This is a genomic window from Shewanella hanedai (assembly GCF_007197645.1).
GTDB classification, from domain to species: Bacteria; Pseudomonadota; Gammaproteobacteria; order Enterobacterales; family Shewanellaceae; genus Shewanella; species Shewanella hanedai.
Genome location: NZ_VKGK01000005.1, coordinates 98,209 through 116,746 on the forward strand (window position 1 = coordinate 98,209; position 18,538 = coordinate 116,746).

General features: G+C 38.5%; 17 protein-coding genes. 9 read left to right on the forward strand and 8 right to left on the reverse strand.

Annotated elements, in window-relative coordinates; genetic code table 11:
• Positions 1–132 precede the first annotated feature (132 nt).
• From FN961_RS06040 to FN961_RS06055, 4 genes are all read left to right on the forward strand, one after another.
• Positions 133–1,332, forward strand: coding sequence for a paraquat-inducible protein A (locus FN961_RS06040; RefSeq protein WP_143563658.1), 1,200 nt, complete (start codon positions 133–135; stop codon positions 1,330–1,332).
• Positions 1,329–2,993 (forward strand): intermembrane transport protein PqiB, encoded by a 1,665-nt coding sequence (pqiB, locus tag FN961_RS06045; RefSeq protein ID WP_143563659.1) that lies wholly within the window; start codon positions 1,329–1,331, stop codon positions 2,991–2,993. The genes FN961_RS06040 and pqiB overlap by 4 nt, the downstream gene beginning before the upstream one ends.
• Positions 2,990–3,652, forward strand: a complete 663-nt coding sequence (locus FN961_RS06050) for a PqiC family protein (RefSeq protein ID WP_143563660.1) — start codon at positions 2,990–2,992, stop codon at positions 3,650–3,652. The genes pqiB and FN961_RS06050 overlap by 4 nt, the downstream gene beginning before the upstream one ends.
• Positions 3,653–3,742: 90 nt before the next feature.
• On the forward strand, positions 3,743–4,438 hold the full coding sequence (locus tag FN961_RS06055; protein WP_143563661.1) for an NAD(P)H-binding protein: 696 nt from the start codon (positions 3,743–3,745) through the stop codon (positions 4,436–4,438).
• A 177-nt stretch (positions 4,439–4,615) separates the two neighbouring features.
• On the opposite strand, the gene FN961_RS06060 is transcribed toward FN961_RS06055, so the two are convergent.
• Positions 4,616–4,834: a hypothetical protein gene (locus FN961_RS06060; protein ID WP_143563662.1), complete on the reverse strand. Its 219-nt coding sequence runs from the start codon at positions 4,832–4,834 to the stop codon at positions 4,616–4,618.
• A 249-nt stretch (positions 4,835–5,083) separates the two neighbouring features.
• On the opposite strand from FN961_RS06060, the gene FN961_RS06065 reads away from it, so the two are divergent.
• Positions 5,084–5,461 (forward strand): VOC family protein, encoded by a 378-nt coding sequence (locus FN961_RS06065; RefSeq protein WP_221936101.1) that lies wholly within the window; start codon positions 5,084–5,086, stop codon positions 5,459–5,461.
• 113 nt (positions 5,462–5,574) lie between these two features.
• Here FN961_RS06065 and FN961_RS06070 read toward each other — a convergent pair whose 3' ends face one another.
• Genes FN961_RS06070 through FN961_RS06080 form a run of 3 tightly spaced genes read right to left on the reverse strand, consistent with a single transcriptional unit; the run spans position 5,575 to position 7,718 of the window.
• A complete protein-coding gene (locus FN961_RS06070) occupies positions 5,575–6,300 on the reverse strand; it encodes an amino acid ABC transporter ATP-binding protein (RefSeq protein WP_143563663.1) in 726 nt (241 codons plus the stop codon).
• Positions 6,293–6,973 carry an amino acid ABC transporter permease gene (locus tag FN961_RS06075; RefSeq protein WP_143563664.1) on the reverse strand — a complete coding sequence of 227 codons (681 nt, stop codon included), beginning with the start codon at positions 6,971–6,973 and terminating at the stop codon, positions 6,293–6,295. The genes FN961_RS06070 and FN961_RS06075 overlap by 8 nt, the downstream gene beginning before the upstream one ends.
• Before the next feature lie 7 nt (positions 6,974–6,980).
• Positions 6,981–7,718, reverse strand: coding sequence for a basic amino acid ABC transporter substrate-binding protein (locus FN961_RS06080; RefSeq protein ID WP_143563665.1), 738 nt, complete (start codon positions 7,716–7,718; stop codon positions 6,981–6,983).
• Positions 7,719–8,144: 426 nt separating this feature from the next.
• Between FN961_RS06080 and FN961_RS06085 the strand changes: the two genes are divergently transcribed.
• Together FN961_RS06085 and FN961_RS06090 are read left to right on the forward strand one after the other, a co-directional pair.
• Complete coding sequence (locus FN961_RS06085) at positions 8,145–8,465, forward strand: cation diffusion facilitator family transporter (protein ID WP_143563666.1); 321 nt, start codon at positions 8,145–8,147, stop codon at positions 8,463–8,465.
• A gap of 463 nt (positions 8,466–8,928) precedes the next feature.
• Positions 8,929–13,032, forward strand: coding sequence for an EAL domain-containing protein (locus FN961_RS06090; protein ID WP_143563667.1), 4,104 nt, complete (start codon positions 8,929–8,931; stop codon positions 13,030–13,032).
• Between the two features lie 73 nt (positions 13,033–13,105).
• Here FN961_RS06090 and hpf read toward each other — a convergent pair whose 3' ends face one another.
• The gene (gene hpf / locus FN961_RS06095; protein WP_143563668.1) at positions 13,106–13,465 is read right to left on the reverse strand and encodes a ribosome hibernation-promoting factor, HPF/YfiA family; all 360 of its coding nucleotides are present in this window, start codon (positions 13,463–13,465) and stop codon (positions 13,106–13,108) included.
• A 233-nt stretch (positions 13,466–13,698) separates the two neighbouring features.
• The gene (locus tag FN961_RS06100) at positions 13,699–14,715 is read right to left on the reverse strand and encodes a Tle-like phospholipase domain-containing protein (RefSeq protein WP_143563669.1); all 1,017 of its coding nucleotides are present in this window, start codon (positions 14,713–14,715) and stop codon (positions 13,699–13,701) included.
• Between the two features lie 549 nt (positions 14,716–15,264).
• On the opposite strand from FN961_RS06100, the gene FN961_RS06105 reads away from it, so the two are divergent.
• Positions 15,265–15,762, forward strand: a complete 498-nt coding sequence (locus tag FN961_RS06105) for a cupin domain-containing protein (RefSeq protein ID WP_143563670.1) — start codon at positions 15,265–15,267, stop codon at positions 15,760–15,762.
• 94 nt (positions 15,763–15,856) lie between these two features.
• On the opposite strand, the gene FN961_RS06110 is transcribed toward FN961_RS06105, so the two are convergent.
• Positions 15,857–16,063, reverse strand: a complete 207-nt coding sequence (locus FN961_RS06110; protein ID WP_143563671.1) for a hypothetical protein — start codon at positions 16,061–16,063, stop codon at positions 15,857–15,859.
• A 222-nt stretch (positions 16,064–16,285) separates the two neighbouring features.
• On the opposite strand from FN961_RS06110, the gene FN961_RS06115 reads away from it, so the two are divergent.
• Positions 16,286–17,161 (forward strand): SGNH/GDSL hydrolase family protein, encoded by an 876-nt coding sequence (locus FN961_RS06115; RefSeq protein ID WP_143563672.1) that lies wholly within the window; start codon positions 16,286–16,288, stop codon positions 17,159–17,161.
• A gap of 157 nt (positions 17,162–17,318) precedes the next feature.
• Here the strand turns inward: FN961_RS06115 and FN961_RS06120 are convergent, their stop codons facing one another.
• Positions 17,319–18,425, reverse strand: coding sequence for a phosphoribosylaminoimidazolesuccinocarboxamide synthase (locus FN961_RS06120; RefSeq protein WP_143563673.1), 1,107 nt, complete (start codon positions 18,423–18,425; stop codon positions 17,319–17,321).
• Between the last annotated feature and the right edge of the window lie 113 nt (positions 18,426–18,538).

The following is an 18,538-nucleotide window of genomic DNA, read 5'->3' on the forward strand; positions in this document are numbered from 1 at the left end:
GTTGACTAATGATTATGATATTGTCATTCTAAATCATGGATCATAGTCCGAGTTGTGCTTGATAGTCTTTGATACCAAGCATCTATATATCCAGCGTTACCATTTGAATCTTAATTAGGTGTATTGAAGTTAATGATAATTAAGAACACAGAACCAAGCCTAGCGAATGAAACTGAAATTTGTCATGAGTGCGATCTTAACATCGCGATCCCAAGCTTAAAAATTAATCAAAAAGCAGTCTGCCCACGCTGTGGTTACCTGTTATCCGCTAAACGCGCCAATGCATTTGAACGTATTCTTGCTTTTGCTTTTACCGCACTTATTTTCCTGCTGGCATCTGTCTTATTTAATTTTATTTCATTTAAATCTAACGGCTTAGAAAATGATATAAAGATGTTAGACAGTATTACTATCCTTATTGATAGTGGTTACAGCGCGCTGGCGATCATTGAGATTATTACCGTATTCGTTATCCCCGTTTTTGTACTTGTTAGCTTGATATATATCGTCTCTTTTCTCAGTCAGGGACGCTATCCAGCGAAAGGGCATGTGCTGATGAATATCATCTTTAAGCTATTGCCGTGGAATATGGTTGAGATTTTCTTAGTTGGTACCTTGGTTAGCCTTATTAAAATTATCTCAATGGCCGAGATAATTTTAGGCCCTTCTTTTTTTGCCTTTATTCTGTTTTCAGTTTCTATGACAGCGGTGCTGCTGCACATTGATAAACGTTATTTCTACCAAGCATTAGATTCCACAGCTAAAAAGAACAAAAACGCCTTAACAAGCTCAGCATTAAAACCCAAATTTGCAGAAACACATGCAACTGATTTTAATCGCAGCTTATCAATTCAAAAGACTTGGGCATTGATCATCACTTCGATTCTTCTCTATATTCCAGCCAATATGTTGCCGATAATGAATACTTGGTTTTTAGGTCAGGATGAACCGAGTACCATAATTGGCGGCGTTATATTGCTCTGGCATCATGGATCTTATCCAATTGCCATGGTGATATTTATTGCCAGTATCATGGTGCCAATTACCAAAATATTAGTGCTTATCTGGTTAAATTACAGTGTACAGACCCATTCAAGGCAATTAGAGCATCAACGTATGAAGATGTATCGAATTGCTGAGTTCATTGGCCGCTGGTCAATGATTGATATTTTTGTGGTGATTATTCTGGCAAGCCTAGTTCAGCTAGGCAATACCATGAGTATATTCCCCGGCGTGGCTACCTTTGCTTTCTCTGGTGTCGTTATCATGACGATGTTAGCCGCCATGAGTTTTGAACCAAAATTAATTTATAATCAGACAGAGAACTTATGAAAACAGAACAAGGTTTTGATAACGAAGCTAACGCCGAGATTAAAGAGGTGAAAACCGTTTCAGCGATCTGGTTTGTGCCTATCGTCGCCCTGCTGATTGGCGGTTGGATGGTATATTACCATTTAAGTAACCAAGGACCGCTGGTGACTATCTATTTTGAATCTGCCGAGGGGATGGAAGCCGGTAAAACAAAGATAAAGTCACGACACGTCAATATTGGTGAAGTTGAAACCATTAGTCTGAATGAAAAGGGTGATGGTGTGACCGTCACAGCGCGAATGGCCAAGAAAACCCAAAGATTGTTGGTTGAAGACAGTAACTTTTGGATTGTGACACCCAAAATATCCCTCTCAGGCGTCTCCGGTTTAGAGACCTTAATTTCTGGTGTGTATATTGAAGTGTCACCCGGCACATCAGATGAAAGTCAGGACAAGTTTACCGCTTTAAACTCGCCGCCAATTACGCCAAAGGGAACACCAGGTTTACATATTACCCTGAACAGTAATGAGGAGTTCGCCTATTCAAAAGGTGATCCCATTATCTATAAAGGCTTAAGCGTGGGTCAAATTGAAGATGTTTATTTCAATATCGAAGAGCGTGTTGTCTATTACAACGTATTTATTAAGTCCCCTTACCATGAGCTAGTCACGACCAATACCCGTTTTTGGGATGTCAGCGGGCTGACGATTGACCTTAATGCTGAAGGTATCACTGTTAAGACTGGCAATGTTGAAACCATACTCACCAATGGCGTTACATTTGATGTTCCCGATGGCATGCCATTGGGTAATGCAGTAACCGAGCGTGATTACTTTGACATTTATGATGATTATCAGAGTGCAAGTAACGCGCGTTACAAGAAGTCATTACAATACGTGGTATTTGTGAGTGACAGTATTAGAGGATTAAATGTAGGCGCGCCAGTAGAGTATCGAGGGGTGTTGATTGGTGAGGTTTCCTCTGTCAATTTGGCCACTGCAGATCCTGATGTCATCTACAGTGAAGCGGTGCGTATTCCTGTGCTTATCAGCCTACAGCCAGGTCGAGTCGGTCTGCCCGATGATGACAAGGGTATTGCCTTGATGAATAAGCAAAATATGATTTGGGTTAAAAGTGGTTTACGGGCCAGTTTAAAAACTGGGAATCTACTGACGGGGAGCTTATTTGTAGAGCTACAGCATTTTGATCTCCCACCAATTAAAAAGCTTGAAACCTATGAAGGTCATGACGTGATCCCAACTGTGAGAGATGAGTTTTCTCAAATCACTGAAAAAGTGGGCCAGTTTGTCGATAAGCTTAATGATTTACCGTTAGATAAAATCGCAGCTAATGCCAATGGTACATTGGTTAATGCCTCGACATTATTAAAAGACTTACAGGGCACTAACCAGAATTTAGATCAGTTGTTAATGAGTGCTAAGCAGCAGGAGCTCGTTAAGCAACTAAGAGTCGCACTGGAAAGTGTTGCACTACTGAGTCAAGACTTCTCTTCCGAGTCCGAAGGTTATGAGGAGCTGCAGGAAATGATGAAGAGTATCTCAGATGTGATGTACGAGCTTAAGCCTCTGCTAGAGCAGTTAAAGCATCAACCGAACGGGCTTATCTTTGATTCAGGTATCCAAAATTCAGAGCCGAAAAAATATTCAGAGGTTAACCAATGAGACTCAAATTGAAGAATACAGTAGGCACCAGTAATGCGGCCACAATGATCCTTATCTCGACAATCGCAATGGTTTTAAGCTTGTCGGCTTGTAGTTCTGCACCAAATAGTACCAGTTACTACATACTGAATAATCAAGTGTCAGCCAGTGCGATGAATCAAGCAAGGTTAACACCCAACGACAGCATTGAACGTGAGAAGGCCACTGTTTTATTGTCGGTACACTTGGCTGATTACCTTAAATCTCCTTATTTGGTGATGCAGATTAATGAACATAAAATTGAATACGCCACTTTTCATATGTGGGCCGAGCCATTAACTGACAGTAGTTTTAACGCTCTGTTATCGGATCTCAATTCGACAAGTACAAGGTTCAAGTTCAAACCAGAACCTCAACTTAGAGGGAGTAAAGACGGTCTGCAAGCTCAACTATCGGTGCAAATTGACTATTTTCACGTGACAGCACAATCTAAAGTCATTTTATCTGGCCACTATGAGTACATTAATCAGCAAGAAACAGATGTAAAGGTAAGTCAGAACATAATCCGAGCATTCTCTTTTGAAGCTCCTTTACTGCAAGATGGTTATTCGGACTCTGTTGCCCAGATGAGAGGGTTAGTCACAAAGCTCGCGAAGCAGATTGCATCTAGCAATTACTGATTGCCATGTTCTTTACGATGCTTTCGTTATTGTACAATCAATAACTTGAAGTAAAATGGTGCGGCAGAGTAGCGACAATGAGTGATTAATATGACCGTAGGAAAAACAGCAATCGTATTGGGCGCCACTGGCGTAGTTGGGCGTGAGCTAGTTGAGCAGTTAACTGAGTTGGCACAGATAGACAAGGTGATTAGTATCACCCGTAGGCCTATTGAATATACAGACAGTAAAGTGACCAATAGAGTCGTTAACTTCGGCAAGTTAGAGGACTATGTCGATACTTTCAAAGGCGACATCTTGTTCTCTTGTTTAGGCACAACGCTTAAACTCGCAGGCTCTATCAAGCAGCAACGACTTGTTGATGTTGATTATCAATATCGCGCTGCGAAAATAGCCTTAAACAACGGGGTCAGCCACTATTTACTGGTTTCATCTAGCGGGGCAAACGCGAATAGTCGTAATGCTTATTTAAAGATGAAAGGGGAGTTGGAATTAAAAGTGATAGCCCTTAACTTTCCACAGACCAGTATTCTACAACCTTCATTGTTGTTAGGAGAGCGAAAAGACTTTCGACTTGGTGAAAAGCTCGCAAGTGCGCTTCTACCATTGATAAGTAAGATACCAAAGCTTAAAAAGTATCGGCCGATCACGGGCAAGCAAGTCGCCATCAAGATGTGCCGCGTTGCATTATCAAATATCGTGGATAATGAACCTGAAAATCAACAGATGAAAATACAATATTACCGACTTGATGAACTATTCGATTCTTCATTAGTGAGGAATTGACTATGATACGTTGTTTATCGAAGACATTTTATTCTGCAAAGTATAGGGAGAAATTTAAAAGGATGAAAAGCTAGTTGTAAGTCATAGAAATAACAATGAAATCAAGGTTATTTCTATGTGGTAAAAACCATTGTTTTGTGAGTCTTAAATTTGTTATCTGTAGCTTAAATGACTTGATTAACGGTTATCGGAATTGTCGTAACCACAAGGTTCACTGGAGACTAATCTTTTACTGCTTGTTATCTGGCCTGAATTAAAAACCGTACCGGTACATTGATTTATGACCTGTTCACCAACAACCGTTGAGCCTGACATGTAGGTGTACTCTAGAATCCACTGATTTTGCTTACCTGCGCTAGCAGTGAAAGCGGCACTCAAAATGCCTATAGTCGTCAATAAATCTATTTCATTTTAATCATTTATACTAAGCCTTAATGATGATTTTTAGTCTGTAATTGTTATACTTTTCTCGGTAATTGCATCCAATTAGTACGCTAGTCTTTTGCTATTGCACGTGCAGTTGCTACTTTGTTTATTCTTGGCTAATTTATTAGTTTAAGTAACACAGCGCGAGTCTAATGTTGATGGTAGTGAGTCTATCTTAGAATTTTTTATAGGCTTGTACGCTACCTGAATAAAGAGGAAATGATGAGAATACTGACCAATATATGTTCTGATGACTTACAAAAGAGTAAAGATTTTTATGTGGGACTGCTTAGTTTTAAGGTGAAGTATGATAGTGATTGGTACGTTCAGCTTTGCTCACCAAATGACTCAGAGATTGAATATGGTATTATTCAACGTGATCATGCTCTGGTTCCCAAAGAGTATCAAAATACGCCAAATGGCATGTACGTTACTTTTGTTGTTGAAGATGTAGATGTTGTCTACAACAAAGCTCTAGAGATGAACCTCCCTATAATTCAAGAGCCTCGTAATGAGTTTTATGGACAACGCAGATTTCTTGTTAGAGACCCTAATGGTTGCTTAATTGATATTTGCTCCCCCTGGGAAGCTGAGTAAAATTATTTGTTTGGCAAAGAAATACTTAAACTTGAACCTAAATTCATATTTTACGCCCCTCACTATTGTTCGCAGAATAGTCAGAAGGGCGTTTGATTAGGTAAGCTTAATTTTTACCTGAGTACTTTACTCAAAAACTCCTGAGTCCTAAGTTGTTTAGGTGCACTAAAGAGTATTTCTGGTTCGCAGCTCTCTACGATAACGCCACCATCCATAAATATAACTCTGTCAGACACATCTCGTGCAAAGCCCATTTCATGGGTGACGATGACCATGGTCATTCCTTTCTGAGCGAGTGATTTCATGACATCAAGTACATCGCCAACCATCTCAGGATCGAGCGCGGAAGTCGGTTCGTCAAATAGCATGAGTTCTGGCTTCATTGCCAGTGCACGGGCAATGGCGACTCTTTGCTTTTGTCCGCCCGAAAGACTTGAAGGGTAGGCACTGGCTTTATCTTTCAGTCCTACTTGTTCAAGTAGCATATTGGCTTCAGTTTCAGCTTGTTGCGCTGTCATTAAGCCGAGCTTTACAGGCGCAAGCATGATGTTTTGTTTAACCGTTTTATGGGGGAAAAGGTTAAAGTTTTGAAATACCATGCCGACTTTTTGCCTGAGTTTATCGACACAGGCATCGGTAGCTGTGATTGATTGATCATCAATGAGTATATCGCCCAGAGTTGGCTGTTCAAGCAAGTTTATGCAGCGTAAAAAAGTACTTTTCCCACTGCCAGACGGGCCTATTACACTCACGACTTCGCCATGATTGATGTGCGCATCAATCCCTTTTAATACTTGGTTATCGCCAAAGCTCTTATGTAAATCATTAATCTTAATCACTTTGTTTTAGCCTCGTTTCGAATTTGGACAACATAAAGGTGAAGATGTACGTCAGTAGTAAATAGATCAGTGCACAGGTAAGTAGTGGCACACTGTCTTCAAATGTCCGGCTACGAATAATCTCTCCAGCCCGCATCAAATCTACGCCACCAATAAAACCAATGACGGCCGTTTCTTTGAGTAATACGATAAACTCGTTGCCTAAAGAGGGTAAGATCTTCTTAATGGCCTGAGGCAGTATGATCTCCTTCATTGTTGACCAGTGTGATAATCCTAGCGATCGTGCTGCTTCTGTTTGGCCTTTATCGACCGCTTGGATCCCTGCACGAATGATCTCAGAGATGTAAGCGCCACTGTTGAGGCCAAAGGCGATAATTGCCGCTGTGATCTTATCCACATCGAAAGAGGCAAGGACGATAAAGTAAAGGATAACAAGCTGTATCACGACCGGTGTACCACGGATCACACTGACATAAAAATGCGCTGGCCAACTCAAGTACCATTTAGGAGACATCTTCAATAAGGTGGTTGCGACTCCAAGAATCGAGCCGATTATCATGGCAAAGAAGGTCACAATCAGCGTGACTTTCAAACCATTCAAAATGAGGTAAATACCGATTAATCCATCTTCCCCAATGGGGGTAAATAAAGAAGCGTTTATTGCATCAATCATCTGCTGCTCACTTCATGTACTTGTTGATAAGGGCATTAAACTCGCCATTGGTTTTCATTGCATTAAGGGTGGTGTTGATGCTGTTAAGCAGCTCTGTTTTATCTTTGGTAACAGCAAATCCATAAAACTCAGGTTCAAAATCGAGTTCAATGATTTTAAGCTCGGGGTTCATATTTAAAAAGCTTGCAGCGGGTTCGCTGTCAAACAAGACTAAATCGACTTTGGTGTTTTTTAATTCCATGACAGCTTCAAAACCGGTATTGAAAGCGGTCACTTTTTGGCTGTAATTTTTAGCCATAATATCGCCAGTAGCGCCTAACTGCACGGCAATGTGTTTGCCATGGAGATCGTCAATGCTTTTGATACTGTCGTTATCTTTATTAACGAGCACGACCTGAGTTGCTTCATAATAGGGTTCAGAAAAGTTCACACTAGCCAGGCGTTCAGGTGTGATAGTCATCCCTGAGGCCACCATGTCTATTTTACCTGCTTTTAGCGCGACAATGAGTGAGTCAAATTTCATATTTTCAACTTTGAGGGTCTTACCTGCATCTTTAGCAATCTGACGAGCTAAATCGATATCGAAACCTTTAATTTCATCACCACTGACGCCGCCGACATATTCAAACGGGGGAAATGAAGCATTGGTGCCCACAACAAGGACGTCATCACTTTTACTGCAGCCTGTTAACATCAGAACACTGGCTAGCCCCAAACTACCTAAACTCTGTATCGACTTCTTCATTTTCAATTCTCATCATTAAATTACTCAATTGGCAATGACTATAAGCTCATATGAAATTAAATCAATAAATATGCTATAAATATGACTAATAATTCACTTTATTGTGTTTAATTGCTTAAGGTTTAATCGGTAAATAATAATATTAACGGCTACTTAACTCAGTTTTAACTGAGTTTGTATCAGTTTTCTGTAAACTACATACCATTATTTATTTAGCAAAAGTGAATACTTAATTGATTTAGGAGCTGGATAATTGAATTCGTTTAATGGTGAACTTTTCAAATTGAACTCAGTAATGAGTTGCAGCCGGTTATTAGGAAAATAATAATTAATGTTTCACGTGTTAATTCATGTGACTTTGGTCACGTTTTTAAATGCTCATCGGCGTAATTTAGAGACCTAAATTAGCTTATAGAGAATCAATCAATGAGTAAGTCACATAACGATGAGCACGCACAGACTAACCATGGTACTCAGCACACTGCTGAGTTTGAGCATGAAAAAATGGAACATCGTTACGACGATGGTCATGAACATAAACATAATAAAGATCACCATGAATATCGTGAGAATGAGAAGAGCCACCCACACACTCAACATGGTGGTGATCCTGTTGGGCATAAGCATCCACAACAGACTCATGATGATCGTCATGAGCATGATGAACACAAGCATCACAAGGTCAAAATGCATGATCATAAAGAGTCTTCACGTTTGCATCACAAAACAGGACATAAAGAAGATTAAGGCTGATTGAACATAGGTAATTCCCCGGCTATGCTGGGGATACCCTAACAACCATTTACTCTCCCCAAGCTAACCACCTACCATTTATCTTCCTAAATATTGCAAGGTTTCTATATCCAGAAGAAAGTCGGCGTACATCGATTGCAGTACTCCATGTCTATTGCGAGCATTTAGAATGAAAACTGAATAAAGTCCTATCCGTTGTGGACAGTCGTTAGGTAGCACTTATCAAAACTACACGTTTATTGGGTGAACGATGGCGATTGAATTAACGACGATTCTTTACTAATGTTTTATGTCGTCTAAGTCTGCTAGGTGAGTTAATTATGCTGTTAACGGTATTAATTTGAGAAAAAAGTTCTATGTAAATGTAATGCAAACGTAGATATTATGTTTGTCATTGTGTACTTTTATTTATGATAGCGTTGTCATATTAGCAAACATGGACTTTTGAGTACTCAATATGGTTGATAGAAAAATAAAACTAAAGATTATTAATGACTTAGTTTGCCTCTGTTTTGTTTTTTTCATGTTGGTGAGTTTTTATACAGAGGCTTATGTATATGAACGAATGTTTGAAAAACTCGAGGATAGTCCGAATCAAATATTGAATGTAACAGAAACTGAAGATGGTTATATCTGGATAGCATGTAGCGAAGGCGTCATTCGATTTGATGGTTCTGAATCAAAACTCTATAACAATGTATCGAAAACAGAAACTAACTTACCGATTGTTAAAGCTCTCTTACCATCAAAAGATGGAAGGATCTGGATTAGCAGTCAATACGGTTTATCCTTATTTGACCCGAAAACCGAAGAATTCCAATATATTCAATATCCTCATGATGTCACTACAACCAAGTTTTCAATTGAACAAATAAGCTACTTAGATGAAAATACCCTCATTTTACGTTCCAGAAAGAATGGCATTTATTATTATAATGTAAATAGTGACAATATTAATAAGGTCAGTTGGTTTGATAATAACAATTCACGCGAACTATGGCTTCAAGATGTCATCGTTTCAGAAAACAAAATATACCACATAACAAAGTCCACAGGTCTTACTGTCACCACGTTAGATTCAACTGATGACATCAGTTCGGTCGTGAACGTTGAAAACATAACCCTTGATGATGACCGATTTATTAAAACCTATGTCAATAATCAAGGTGTTTGGTTGGCTGGTGAGAAATACTTATATTTGTATTCTCCTAGTTTAGAATTGGTAGGTCGCTTTAAATATCCCAAAAGTAAATTGAATGGCAGTGAACAGTATATAGTAACTGACATACTGGAATTTGAACCAAACGGTTTCATGTTATCGACATTTTACTCTGGTATATTATCATTCAATAACAATAAGTTTGATCAGGATGTATCTGATGAAAATAATGTTACAACGTTATCATCAGATCAAAAGCTCCGTTTATTTAAAGATAGTTATAATTCTATTTGGAGTGCTGGCTTCGATTCATCTTTAGATCGTTATATACCAGAAGAGCAAGTAGTGACTAAGATTGTGCCTACTGGCAGTGGTCTTGATAAAACATCGACAGTCACAAATGCAATAATATTTAAAGACAATAACTTTTTGTTCGGTACACCTAATGGCATTGCTTTTAATATAGAACCTGACACAGTGGATGAGAACCAGCGTGAAGTAAATAACTTTACAGTTACATCATTTTTAAAAATAAAAAGTGAGTATTTTGCTGGTACATTTGATGGCCTTTGGCGTTTAGATGATAAAGGTAGAATAGAACAACAATTGATTTTTTCAGATGAAGATGAAAGCTATGTATACAGTCTATATCTTGATGAAAAAAATCACCTTTGGATTGGCACCGATAATGGGTTGTTTAAGTCAACTCATCCTTACGATACAAAAGGTAATGTAAGTTTTGAACTTATAGAGAAAACATTCAGAACTAAAATTTATAGCATTGTTAATATTAATAATGATGAGGTGATAGTAAACACGAGTTCTTCTGATATATTAATAGTCGACAGTGAAACATCCGAGGTAAGAAAAGTTAAAGGAACCAGTGAATATATTGAAAAATCATTTGTAAGCATATTTGTTGATGAGAGATTGTGGGTTTCTACAGACAAAGGAATTACATCAATTAACCTTGTGTCAGGAGAAGTAAACAACTTCGTACCTCCAGCCAATTTTGGTGGGAAAATCATTTACAGCATGATACAAGCTCCTTTTAATAATGAGCTTTTTTTCTTGGGCACAAATAGAGGGTTGTTATTTTTCGACACGAATACCACTCAATTTAAAAAGGTATTTACAAATAGTGCATTAAATAAAATTGAATTCACTGTAAATTCAGGATATGTACATGAAAATAATATTTATATGGGCACCGAAAGTGGTGTTGTCAGAATTGTCCCGGATCGAGTTACAGTGTTGTCTACGCCCCCTAAAGTCAATATTTTAGAATTAGATACACTTTATGAACAAATGGAAGTCACATTTATAGAGTTAAATGAGCTTGAAAGTATTACTCTCCCTTATGAGCAAAACTCATTTTTACTCAAGTTTTCAGCAATTAACTCTCCTCATGCGCATCTCTTAAAATATTCATATCGATTAAAAGGGATGTCGAATAGCTGGCTATACAGTCAGCACAGCTTTGAAGATGTTAATTTTGCACACCTTCCTTTCGGTACATACAGATTTCAAGTTAGATCAAGCTTTGATGAAATGGTGTGGAGTCCAATTAATGAATTGGAAATCGTCATCACGCCTCCTTGGTGGCGAAGTAATCTAGCCTACTTTATATACGTACTCATTTTCTCCCTGATCATTACCATATTTTTGAGAGAGCGTATTCGCTCGATCCGAGCACTTATAGAGAAAAATAGACATCTTCGACTGAAATCGACCATTTTTGAAAATACATCTGAATCAATATGCGTTGTTGATCATCAATTCCACGTAATAGAAAGCAACTCAGCCTACAATAATACCCTCGAATACGGATCAAATTCTACCAATGGCTCTAGGTTCAACATTTTTGAAATTAACAATAACTCAGCTGAAATAACCAATAAAATAAAATCAGATCTCAATCGATTAGGCTCATGGCGAGGTGAGCTAGTCGTTACAACACAATTAGGAAGGCTATTACCCATCCAGTTGTCTATCGACACGACAAGCAGGAATAGTAATTCAGCCAAAAGAGAGTATGTCTGTACCTTTAGTGATATCACAGACCGGAAAAAGTATGAAGATGAGCTGAAGCAGCTCAGTTATTACGACAGTTTAACTCAACTCCCTAACCGAACTTTGTTTATGGAGCACTTAAATATAGCCCTTAAAAACTATGAGACTAAAGGGTTACTGTTTGCTATTGCTTATCTTGATTTGGATGATTTCAAGAAAGTGAATGATTTCTATGGGCATACCTATGGTGATGAACTGCTAGTCTTGGTGGGGAATCGATTGTCTGATAAATTCCAAAGCAAGATTTTAATATCACGTTTTGGTGGGGATGAGTTTTGCATTTTGTTTAATCAACGGACAAAATCAAAAGATTTTCAGTTAACTCTCGATACATTCCTAAAAAGCCTGCATGAGAGTTTTACTACGTCTTTCTACATTGCCGAAAAAAGCACTAAGGTCAGAATATCTCCCTCTATTGGAGTGTCCATTTACCCTCACCATTCGAACAAGTTAGATTTACTCTTTAAATATGCCGATATTGCAATGTATTCAGTGAAGCAATTAGGGGGAAATAACTACACCATATTCAGTGATGAAATGGTCACCAACATCGTCCCAAGAGTTGAAGTAGAAGTTGAACTCATTGAAGCAATAAAAAATGCTGAAATCGTCCCTTTTCTACAACCTATTGTTGACTCTGTCACTAATGACATCATCGCGTTTGAAGTGCTTGCAAGATGGATCCGCCCTGATGGCGATATCATAAGGCCAGACATATTTATCCCTGTGGCGGAAAAAACCGGTCTGATAGATGACGTATTTATCATTCTCTTTACACAAGTGGTCACAGCTTGGAAGGAGATTGAGGACAGTTTACAATCCACGTTGAGTTACATATCGTTTAATCTCAGTTCAAACCAAATTTACAGCAAAGCATTGGTCGATAAAATAGAGGTTTTGGCCGAAAGTTTTAATATTACTCCTGGTAAAATTCTAATCGAGATCACCGAGTCTACTTTTATTGCTGATCCCATTAAGGCTAAACTTGCGCTCAACAGATTAAAGAAAATAGGTTTTAACATTGCACTGGACGATTTTGGTACGGGTCAGTCATCACTTACTCATTTAAAGGATTTTCCGGTAGATAAAATCAAAATCGATAAGAGCTTTGTTAGTGTCATTCAAGAAGATGAAGACGTCGCTCATATTGTCGAATCCGTTATCCTCCTAGCTAAAAAGCTTCAACTTGGTGTCATTGTCGAAGGTGTGGAAACGGAACTTGAACTGAACAAGATAAATCTACTTGGAGGGCGCTATATTCAAGGCTATTACTATGGTAAACCTGAACCTATACGTCAGCTTATCTGCAAACACAATGGTCATGAATAGTGTAATTAAGATGTGTAGGCTAACAGCCTGCCACTCAATTAAGTTGCTATTGAGTGGCAGTAAGCAAGAACTGTTAATCAATTAACGGACTGTCATTATCTTCATCAACTAAATGTTCTTTCTGTGCTTTTGCATGTTCAGCACGATGAGCCAAAGGCTTTTCTTTTTTCTTAATGAGTAGACGTTCTAGTCGTGAGAATGCTTCATTAACACCTTCCATTAACTCTTTCGATTCTCCGTTTGAATCGGTTTGCCCAAGATTAGATTTAGTTGCTATTTCAACCATAAATTTATGGTCTTCTTCAAACTTCATGAATACATCAATGCTGGTAAAAGATATTTTAAATTTATCAAATTTAGAGAACATATTTTCAATGTGTTCTTCTAGATAGTCTGGTAGTTCAAAATCTCGTGTGCTGATCTTAATTTTCATAATAATCTCATAATGTCACATAGTTTGTGTCTATTAAAATGAACCTAAATCAAAATATATTATGTGACGAATGTCACATTTACAACTCTGTTAACTTGCCAATAACCAATGAATAACGATGAACTGTAAAATGGTATCAAGTCGACCCTTTAATTAAGTTTAAGCAAGAGTTGTTAAGTACAAACACAACTCTTTGTTAATTAAGTTAATTCAAGTTAGTTTGGTTTTACAAGTTAGGGTGTAATATCATTGATTAAACTGGGTAAAGAGTTAATGGCATAGAAAGTCAGAAAAAAACTGATATCTAAATCATCGGGAGTGAAATCAATATAAAAGTGAAATGGATTAATATCGTTGTCTGATCCATTTAAATTGTAAGGGTTGTAACGGTAAAAAGGATTAGATAGGAAAGCCAGTTCCTCTTTTAGTGGTGGGGTTAAATGACGTGCTAATGAGTTATTAAACAATATGGGGTTAAATCTATCATCTGAAAGGTAGAATATGTCGCCGTATTGTAACGTTCCAGATTCTAAGTTGCCGACAACATCTGCATCTTGTTGATTATCTGTATCTGACACAAATTCACCTTCAAGGTTATAATTTGTAATTAGCTTGGCGTTTTCTTTAACTTGTTCCTCGCCTTGAGCATTGCTTAAGTAACGATAAATATTGTTGTTTATACCTGTCGCATCAAACACCGTACTGTCTAATCCTGACTGTAAGGCTGATGCTGTTGCCAGCCCGCCACCTAAACTGTGACCGGTGAGTTTGACATCATATGCGGGATAGCGAGTTTTGATACTACTCGCGAGTGCCATAGCTTGAACATATTGCAGAGGGAATTCGCCAGCGGTCAGTCCGCCGTCGGTCACCCAATCAGATGTGCCCAACTCACTTCCTCTGTAGGCGATGATTATCTGTGAGCCTGTAGTAAAGACAACGGCGTTAAAGCCAGAATCCTTGGCATGTTCCTCGAGTCGTGACCAGCCGGAAGGTGTTTGGTTGCTGGTATAAGCGGCCTCAGCAAACTCCAGCATATGCAGTGCTTCTTGAGCTTGATTGACTGATGGCGGATTGTTACTGGGGTAGATAGTTCCGGTATTACTGCCGGTAAAATTATAATTTGGGTTGCCTATGCTATTAAAGAAACCGATGAAGTTTTCAGTATCATTAGCAAGCACTGGCGAGCTGATATACAAAAGTGAAATCATGGCAGTAACAAAGCCCAATCGTATTTTTTTGTACAGCATATGTTTATTCTCCAGTTTATTTTATTAGTTTAATCGTTAAATATAAGTCTTACACTTAACTTTGTGTGCTTATTATATGTACAGACTTATAGTCTGTCGTTCAAATTAATTAGGTTATACTTTGGTCGAATGAATATGAGGTGGCTTGTTAATGCCCATGAAAAATATAGAAAATAAATGTGAAAACAAAATAAATTAAAATTGTTCTTAAGTATCAACTTTGACTTTAGTCTAATATATTTAGCTCTTATTTTTATTTGGTCAGTGATTGATGTTTAACTAATAAACTTGTATTAGGTGCAGTTTAATTTAAATGTATTACAACTTGTTTAGTTCTATTTACATAGGTATTACGCTAGTTTTTTAATTCCTGCACTCTCTATTGAGAGGCTAGCTAAATCAAGATCACCTATGAAGAAAGTCTTTGACGTTATGTCTATTTGTCCCCTAATAGCCTTCGTTTAATTAGGGGGGGATGTATGCTAGGTTTAGGGGGATGTCTTAGGCATGTGTTTATATTTAGTCTGCAGAGAAAAATAGGAGTTATTGATGAAACCAGTGATCAATCTTAACCAGCTGTCAGATGGTTTCGAAAGTAAACAAGGCAAGTTTGCCGAAACGTATTACTCAGTGAGCGATAAAATTGGGGCAAAGAAACTGGGTTACAGTGTCTCAGTGCTAGCGCCTGGTAACCGAGTTTGTCCCTTTCATAATCATAGAGTTAACGAAGAGATGTTTTTGATATTGGCAGGAAAGGGCACTTTGCGTTTCGGCGACCAAGAGTATGACGTAGTGCCAATGGATATTATTGCCTGTCCACCAGGTGGAAGGGAGGTTGCACATCAGATCATCAACACCGGTGATGAAGATTTACGCTATTTGTGCCTCGGTACCAATGAGCCTGTTGATATTTGTGAGTACCCTGATTCTGATAAAATACTGGCAATGACAAGCCAAGCTGGCCAGAGCAAGTTAAGGCACATTAGTCGGGCAAGTGATGCCAAGGATTACTATGACGGTGAAACGGATGCATTGGCTCCTGATTGAGCGCATCCTTTTCCCAGTAAATAATCTACAGAGAATAGAGAGAAAAGAGTATTAATGCTTGAATTAATACTCTTGGTTAAGCATAAAATTGGCGTTAACTTTTATGGTCAAAATACAGCTGAGCTCGCTCAATTTCAGCTTTAGTGGCGGTATAGGTATGCTCGGATGGCTCACTTAGTGATATAGCTGCAGTTTTATTAACATGCAAAGTCACGTCAGGATCAGTCGATTGAAATGATGTGGAGGCGGTGCAGGCAGACAATAGGGCTAAAATGGGTATCGAGAGTACTTTGAAGCTCATGAATTATTCCTTCATTTCTTGTAAGTGATTATTATTGTTATCTTATTAAAGTTTATAGATTCAAGTGAATTTTGGAAAACGATATAGGCGTTATTTTTCACCTTCATTCCTTTGTATAATCGAACATCAAGCATACTTGCTTTGTTGCTTAAAAGCGTGCCAAATGTAAGGCTAATTGGTTAAAAGTTGCAGAGTGTTTACCGCAACATGGAGATGCTAATCATGCCAAAACCTAGAAATAATCTTGCGCGTTTAAAAAGAAAAAGCAAAACGTCCAATAACACAGAGTTTACTCAGATGAGACTTCGGTTTCCCGACCGGCTTAATATTGTCAGTGAAGGAGACTCTTGGTTTGCCTATCCGCCTAAATGGCTCATTGCAGGTAAGCCGTCAAACTTAATTAGTCACATTAGCGAGTGGACCCGTGGTAAAGCGAACTTTTACTCTATGGCTTCTAATGGCGATGAAGCGGTTGATATGATTTCTGGCAAACAGAAACATCAATTAGTTGATGTGTTTAGATGGCACACAAAAAGAAATAATAGAAAGCCTGTCGATCTATTATTGTTTAGTGGCGGGGGGAACGATGTTGTTGGGCATAATGATTTTGACCGTTTTTTAAATAGTGATGGTGCAAGTTATACCACTGCAGAGCAATGTATAAACACTTCTCGATTAGACCGCAAAATCAAACAAATCGGATTAGCATATCAAGAGCTTTTAGATATTCGAGATCACTACAGTCCTGAGACAATCGTGATCACACATACTTATGATTACCCTTTTCCGTCACTCGTTGGAGGCCACTTCTTAGGTGGATTGATTAAAACCCAAGCCTGGATGAAAAGGTTTATGGATGAGGTCAATATTAAGGAAGATCTACAGGCCGATGTCATTAAAATATTCATGGAGAAGATAGGCGATGAAATACTGAGTATCAGTCATGAAAGAGAGAAGTTTATCGTGGTTGATACCAAGGGAACATTGAATGGTAAAAGTGAATGGCTAAATGAAATTCACCCAACGTCTGATGGTTTTAAGGAGATAGCATTAAAAATATTCGACAAAATGGCTGATGAATTTCCAACCCTTAGATAATGCCACTTGTTGACCAATACTGTCACAGCAAAATTTACTAAATAAAAAACCGCAATCCTTTAAACTGGAACTGCGGTTTTTTTATGGGTAATAGCTCACTAAATCACGAACCATTTACGACAGATTAGCTCAACAACATTCAGATAAATTGAATGTGTTATGCAGTGATTAATTGATATTCATCACGCAGAATATCAATAATATCCTGTTTAGGATCTTCACTAATTATCAGTTTTTTACCGATCACTTTCTCGGCAATACTCACATAGGTGTTAGAGATATCCATCATAACTGATTGTGGAAGCTTATTATCGGCAGCGAGTGCAAAACGCTCTGGCATGCGCTCTTTGTTTAACAAGATATCTGGATCTGGGAAGTGGTTCAGTAGCCACTGTCTGAAGCCTTCTTTCGACTTTTCGATGATCTTGCCATCGCGATGGGCGGGACCATCCCAGATCCGTGAGCTGTCAGGTGTGCCAACTTCATCCATATAGATAAGCTTGTCGGTACCGTTAGCATCTTTAACATAACCAAATTCAAATTTAGTATCGATAAAGATTTGATCTTGTGTGGCAAGTGCATCACTGATCACTGCAAAACCTTCTTTTAGCAGCTTTTCATACAGATCAATATCTGACGGACTATGGAAATTAAACCCTTCGAAATGACGTTCAAGATCGGCGCGAGATATATTGACGTCATCGGCTTCAGGTACGCCTTCAAGTCCCGTTAATACACCTTTTGTTGATGGTGTGATTAATAGTTCAGGTAGCTTCTGATCTTTCTCTAATCCTTCAGGCAGAGTTATACCACAAAACTCACGTTCACCTTTAGTGTAAGCACGCCACATTGAGCCTGTGATGTACTGTCTGGCGATGGCTTCAACCATTACTGGCTTTGCTTTTTGAACAATCCATACGAAAGGATGTGGCACATCGAGAATATGGCTGTCGGCTAACCCTTTCTCTTTAAATAGCTTGAACCAGTGATTCGAGATAGCATTTAGCGCAGCTCCTTTACCAGGAACACCATTGAGGCCATCTTCACCTTGCCAGATACAATCAAATGCTGAAATTCGGTCACTGATGACCATAATGGCAAGTGGCGTGTCGGCTGGAACGTTGTAATTTTTTTCTTTGATCAAGCGCTCGCTATCTTGCTCTGTTAGCCAGTAAACACTGCGAACTTTACCTGAATGAACGGCCTTATCTGTACGAATAGGAAGATCATCATTAACAGCTAGAACTTTATTAGAGAGATTCATAGGGTCTTTTATTCATTGGATGATTTCGGCGGGAATTGTAGCAGATGTTGCTGGTTGCAACAGCTTTTTAGGGGCAGAAACACAGTCGTAAACAGTGTTTTTTGTTTAACAGA

What these genes read in the sequence shown, in the direction of transcription:
- FN961_RS06040 (WP_143563658.1), top strand. Translation starts at nt 133, where the DNA reads ATGATAATTAAGAACACAGAACCAAGCCTAGCGAATGAAACTGAAATT.
- pqiB (WP_143563659.1), top strand. Translation starts at nt 1,329, where the DNA reads ATGAAAACAGAACAAGGTTTTGATAACGAAGCTAACGCCGAGATTAAA.
- FN961_RS06050 (WP_143563660.1), top strand. Translation starts at nt 2,990, where the DNA reads ATGAGACTCAAATTGAAGAATACAGTAGGCACCAGTAATGCGGCCACA.
- FN961_RS06055 (WP_143563661.1), top strand. Translation starts at nt 3,743, where the DNA reads ATGACCGTAGGAAAAACAGCAATCGTATTGGGCGCCACTGGCGTAGTT.
- FN961_RS06065 (WP_221936101.1), top strand. Translation starts at nt 5,084, where the DNA reads ATGATGAGAATACTGACCAATATATGTTCTGATGACTTACAAAAGAGT.
- FN961_RS06075 (WP_143563664.1), bottom strand. Translation starts at nt 6,973, where the DNA reads ATGATTGATGCAATAAACGCTTCTTTATTTACCCCCATTGGGGAAGAT.
- FN961_RS06080 (WP_143563665.1), bottom strand. Translation starts at nt 7,718, where the DNA reads ATGAAGAAGTCGATACAGAGTTTAGGTAGTTTGGGGCTAGCCAGTGTT.
- FN961_RS06085 (WP_143563666.1), top strand. Translation starts at nt 8,145, where the DNA reads ATGAGTAAGTCACATAACGATGAGCACGCACAGACTAACCATGGTACT.
- FN961_RS06090 (WP_143563667.1), top strand. Translation starts at nt 8,929, where the DNA reads ATGGTTGATAGAAAAATAAAACTAAAGATTATTAATGACTTAGTTTGC.
- hpf (WP_143563668.1), bottom strand. Translation starts at nt 13,465, where the DNA reads ATGAAAATTAAGATCAGCACACGAGATTTTGAACTACCAGACTATCTA.
- FN961_RS06100 (WP_143563669.1), bottom strand. Translation starts at nt 14,715, where the DNA reads ATGCTGTACAAAAAAATACGATTGGGCTTTGTTACTGCCATGATTTCA.
- FN961_RS06105 (WP_143563670.1), top strand. Translation starts at nt 15,265, where the DNA reads ATGAAACCAGTGATCAATCTTAACCAGCTGTCAGATGGTTTCGAAAGT.
- FN961_RS06110 (WP_143563671.1), bottom strand. Translation starts at nt 16,063, where the DNA reads ATGAGCTTCAAAGTACTCTCGATACCCATTTTAGCCCTATTGTCTGCC.
- FN961_RS06115 (WP_143563672.1), top strand. Translation starts at nt 16,286, where the DNA reads ATGCCAAAACCTAGAAATAATCTTGCGCGTTTAAAAAGAAAAAGCAAA.
- FN961_RS06120 (WP_143563673.1), bottom strand. Translation starts at nt 18,425, where the DNA reads ATGAATCTCTCTAATAAAGTTCTAGCTGTTAATGATGATCTTCCTATT.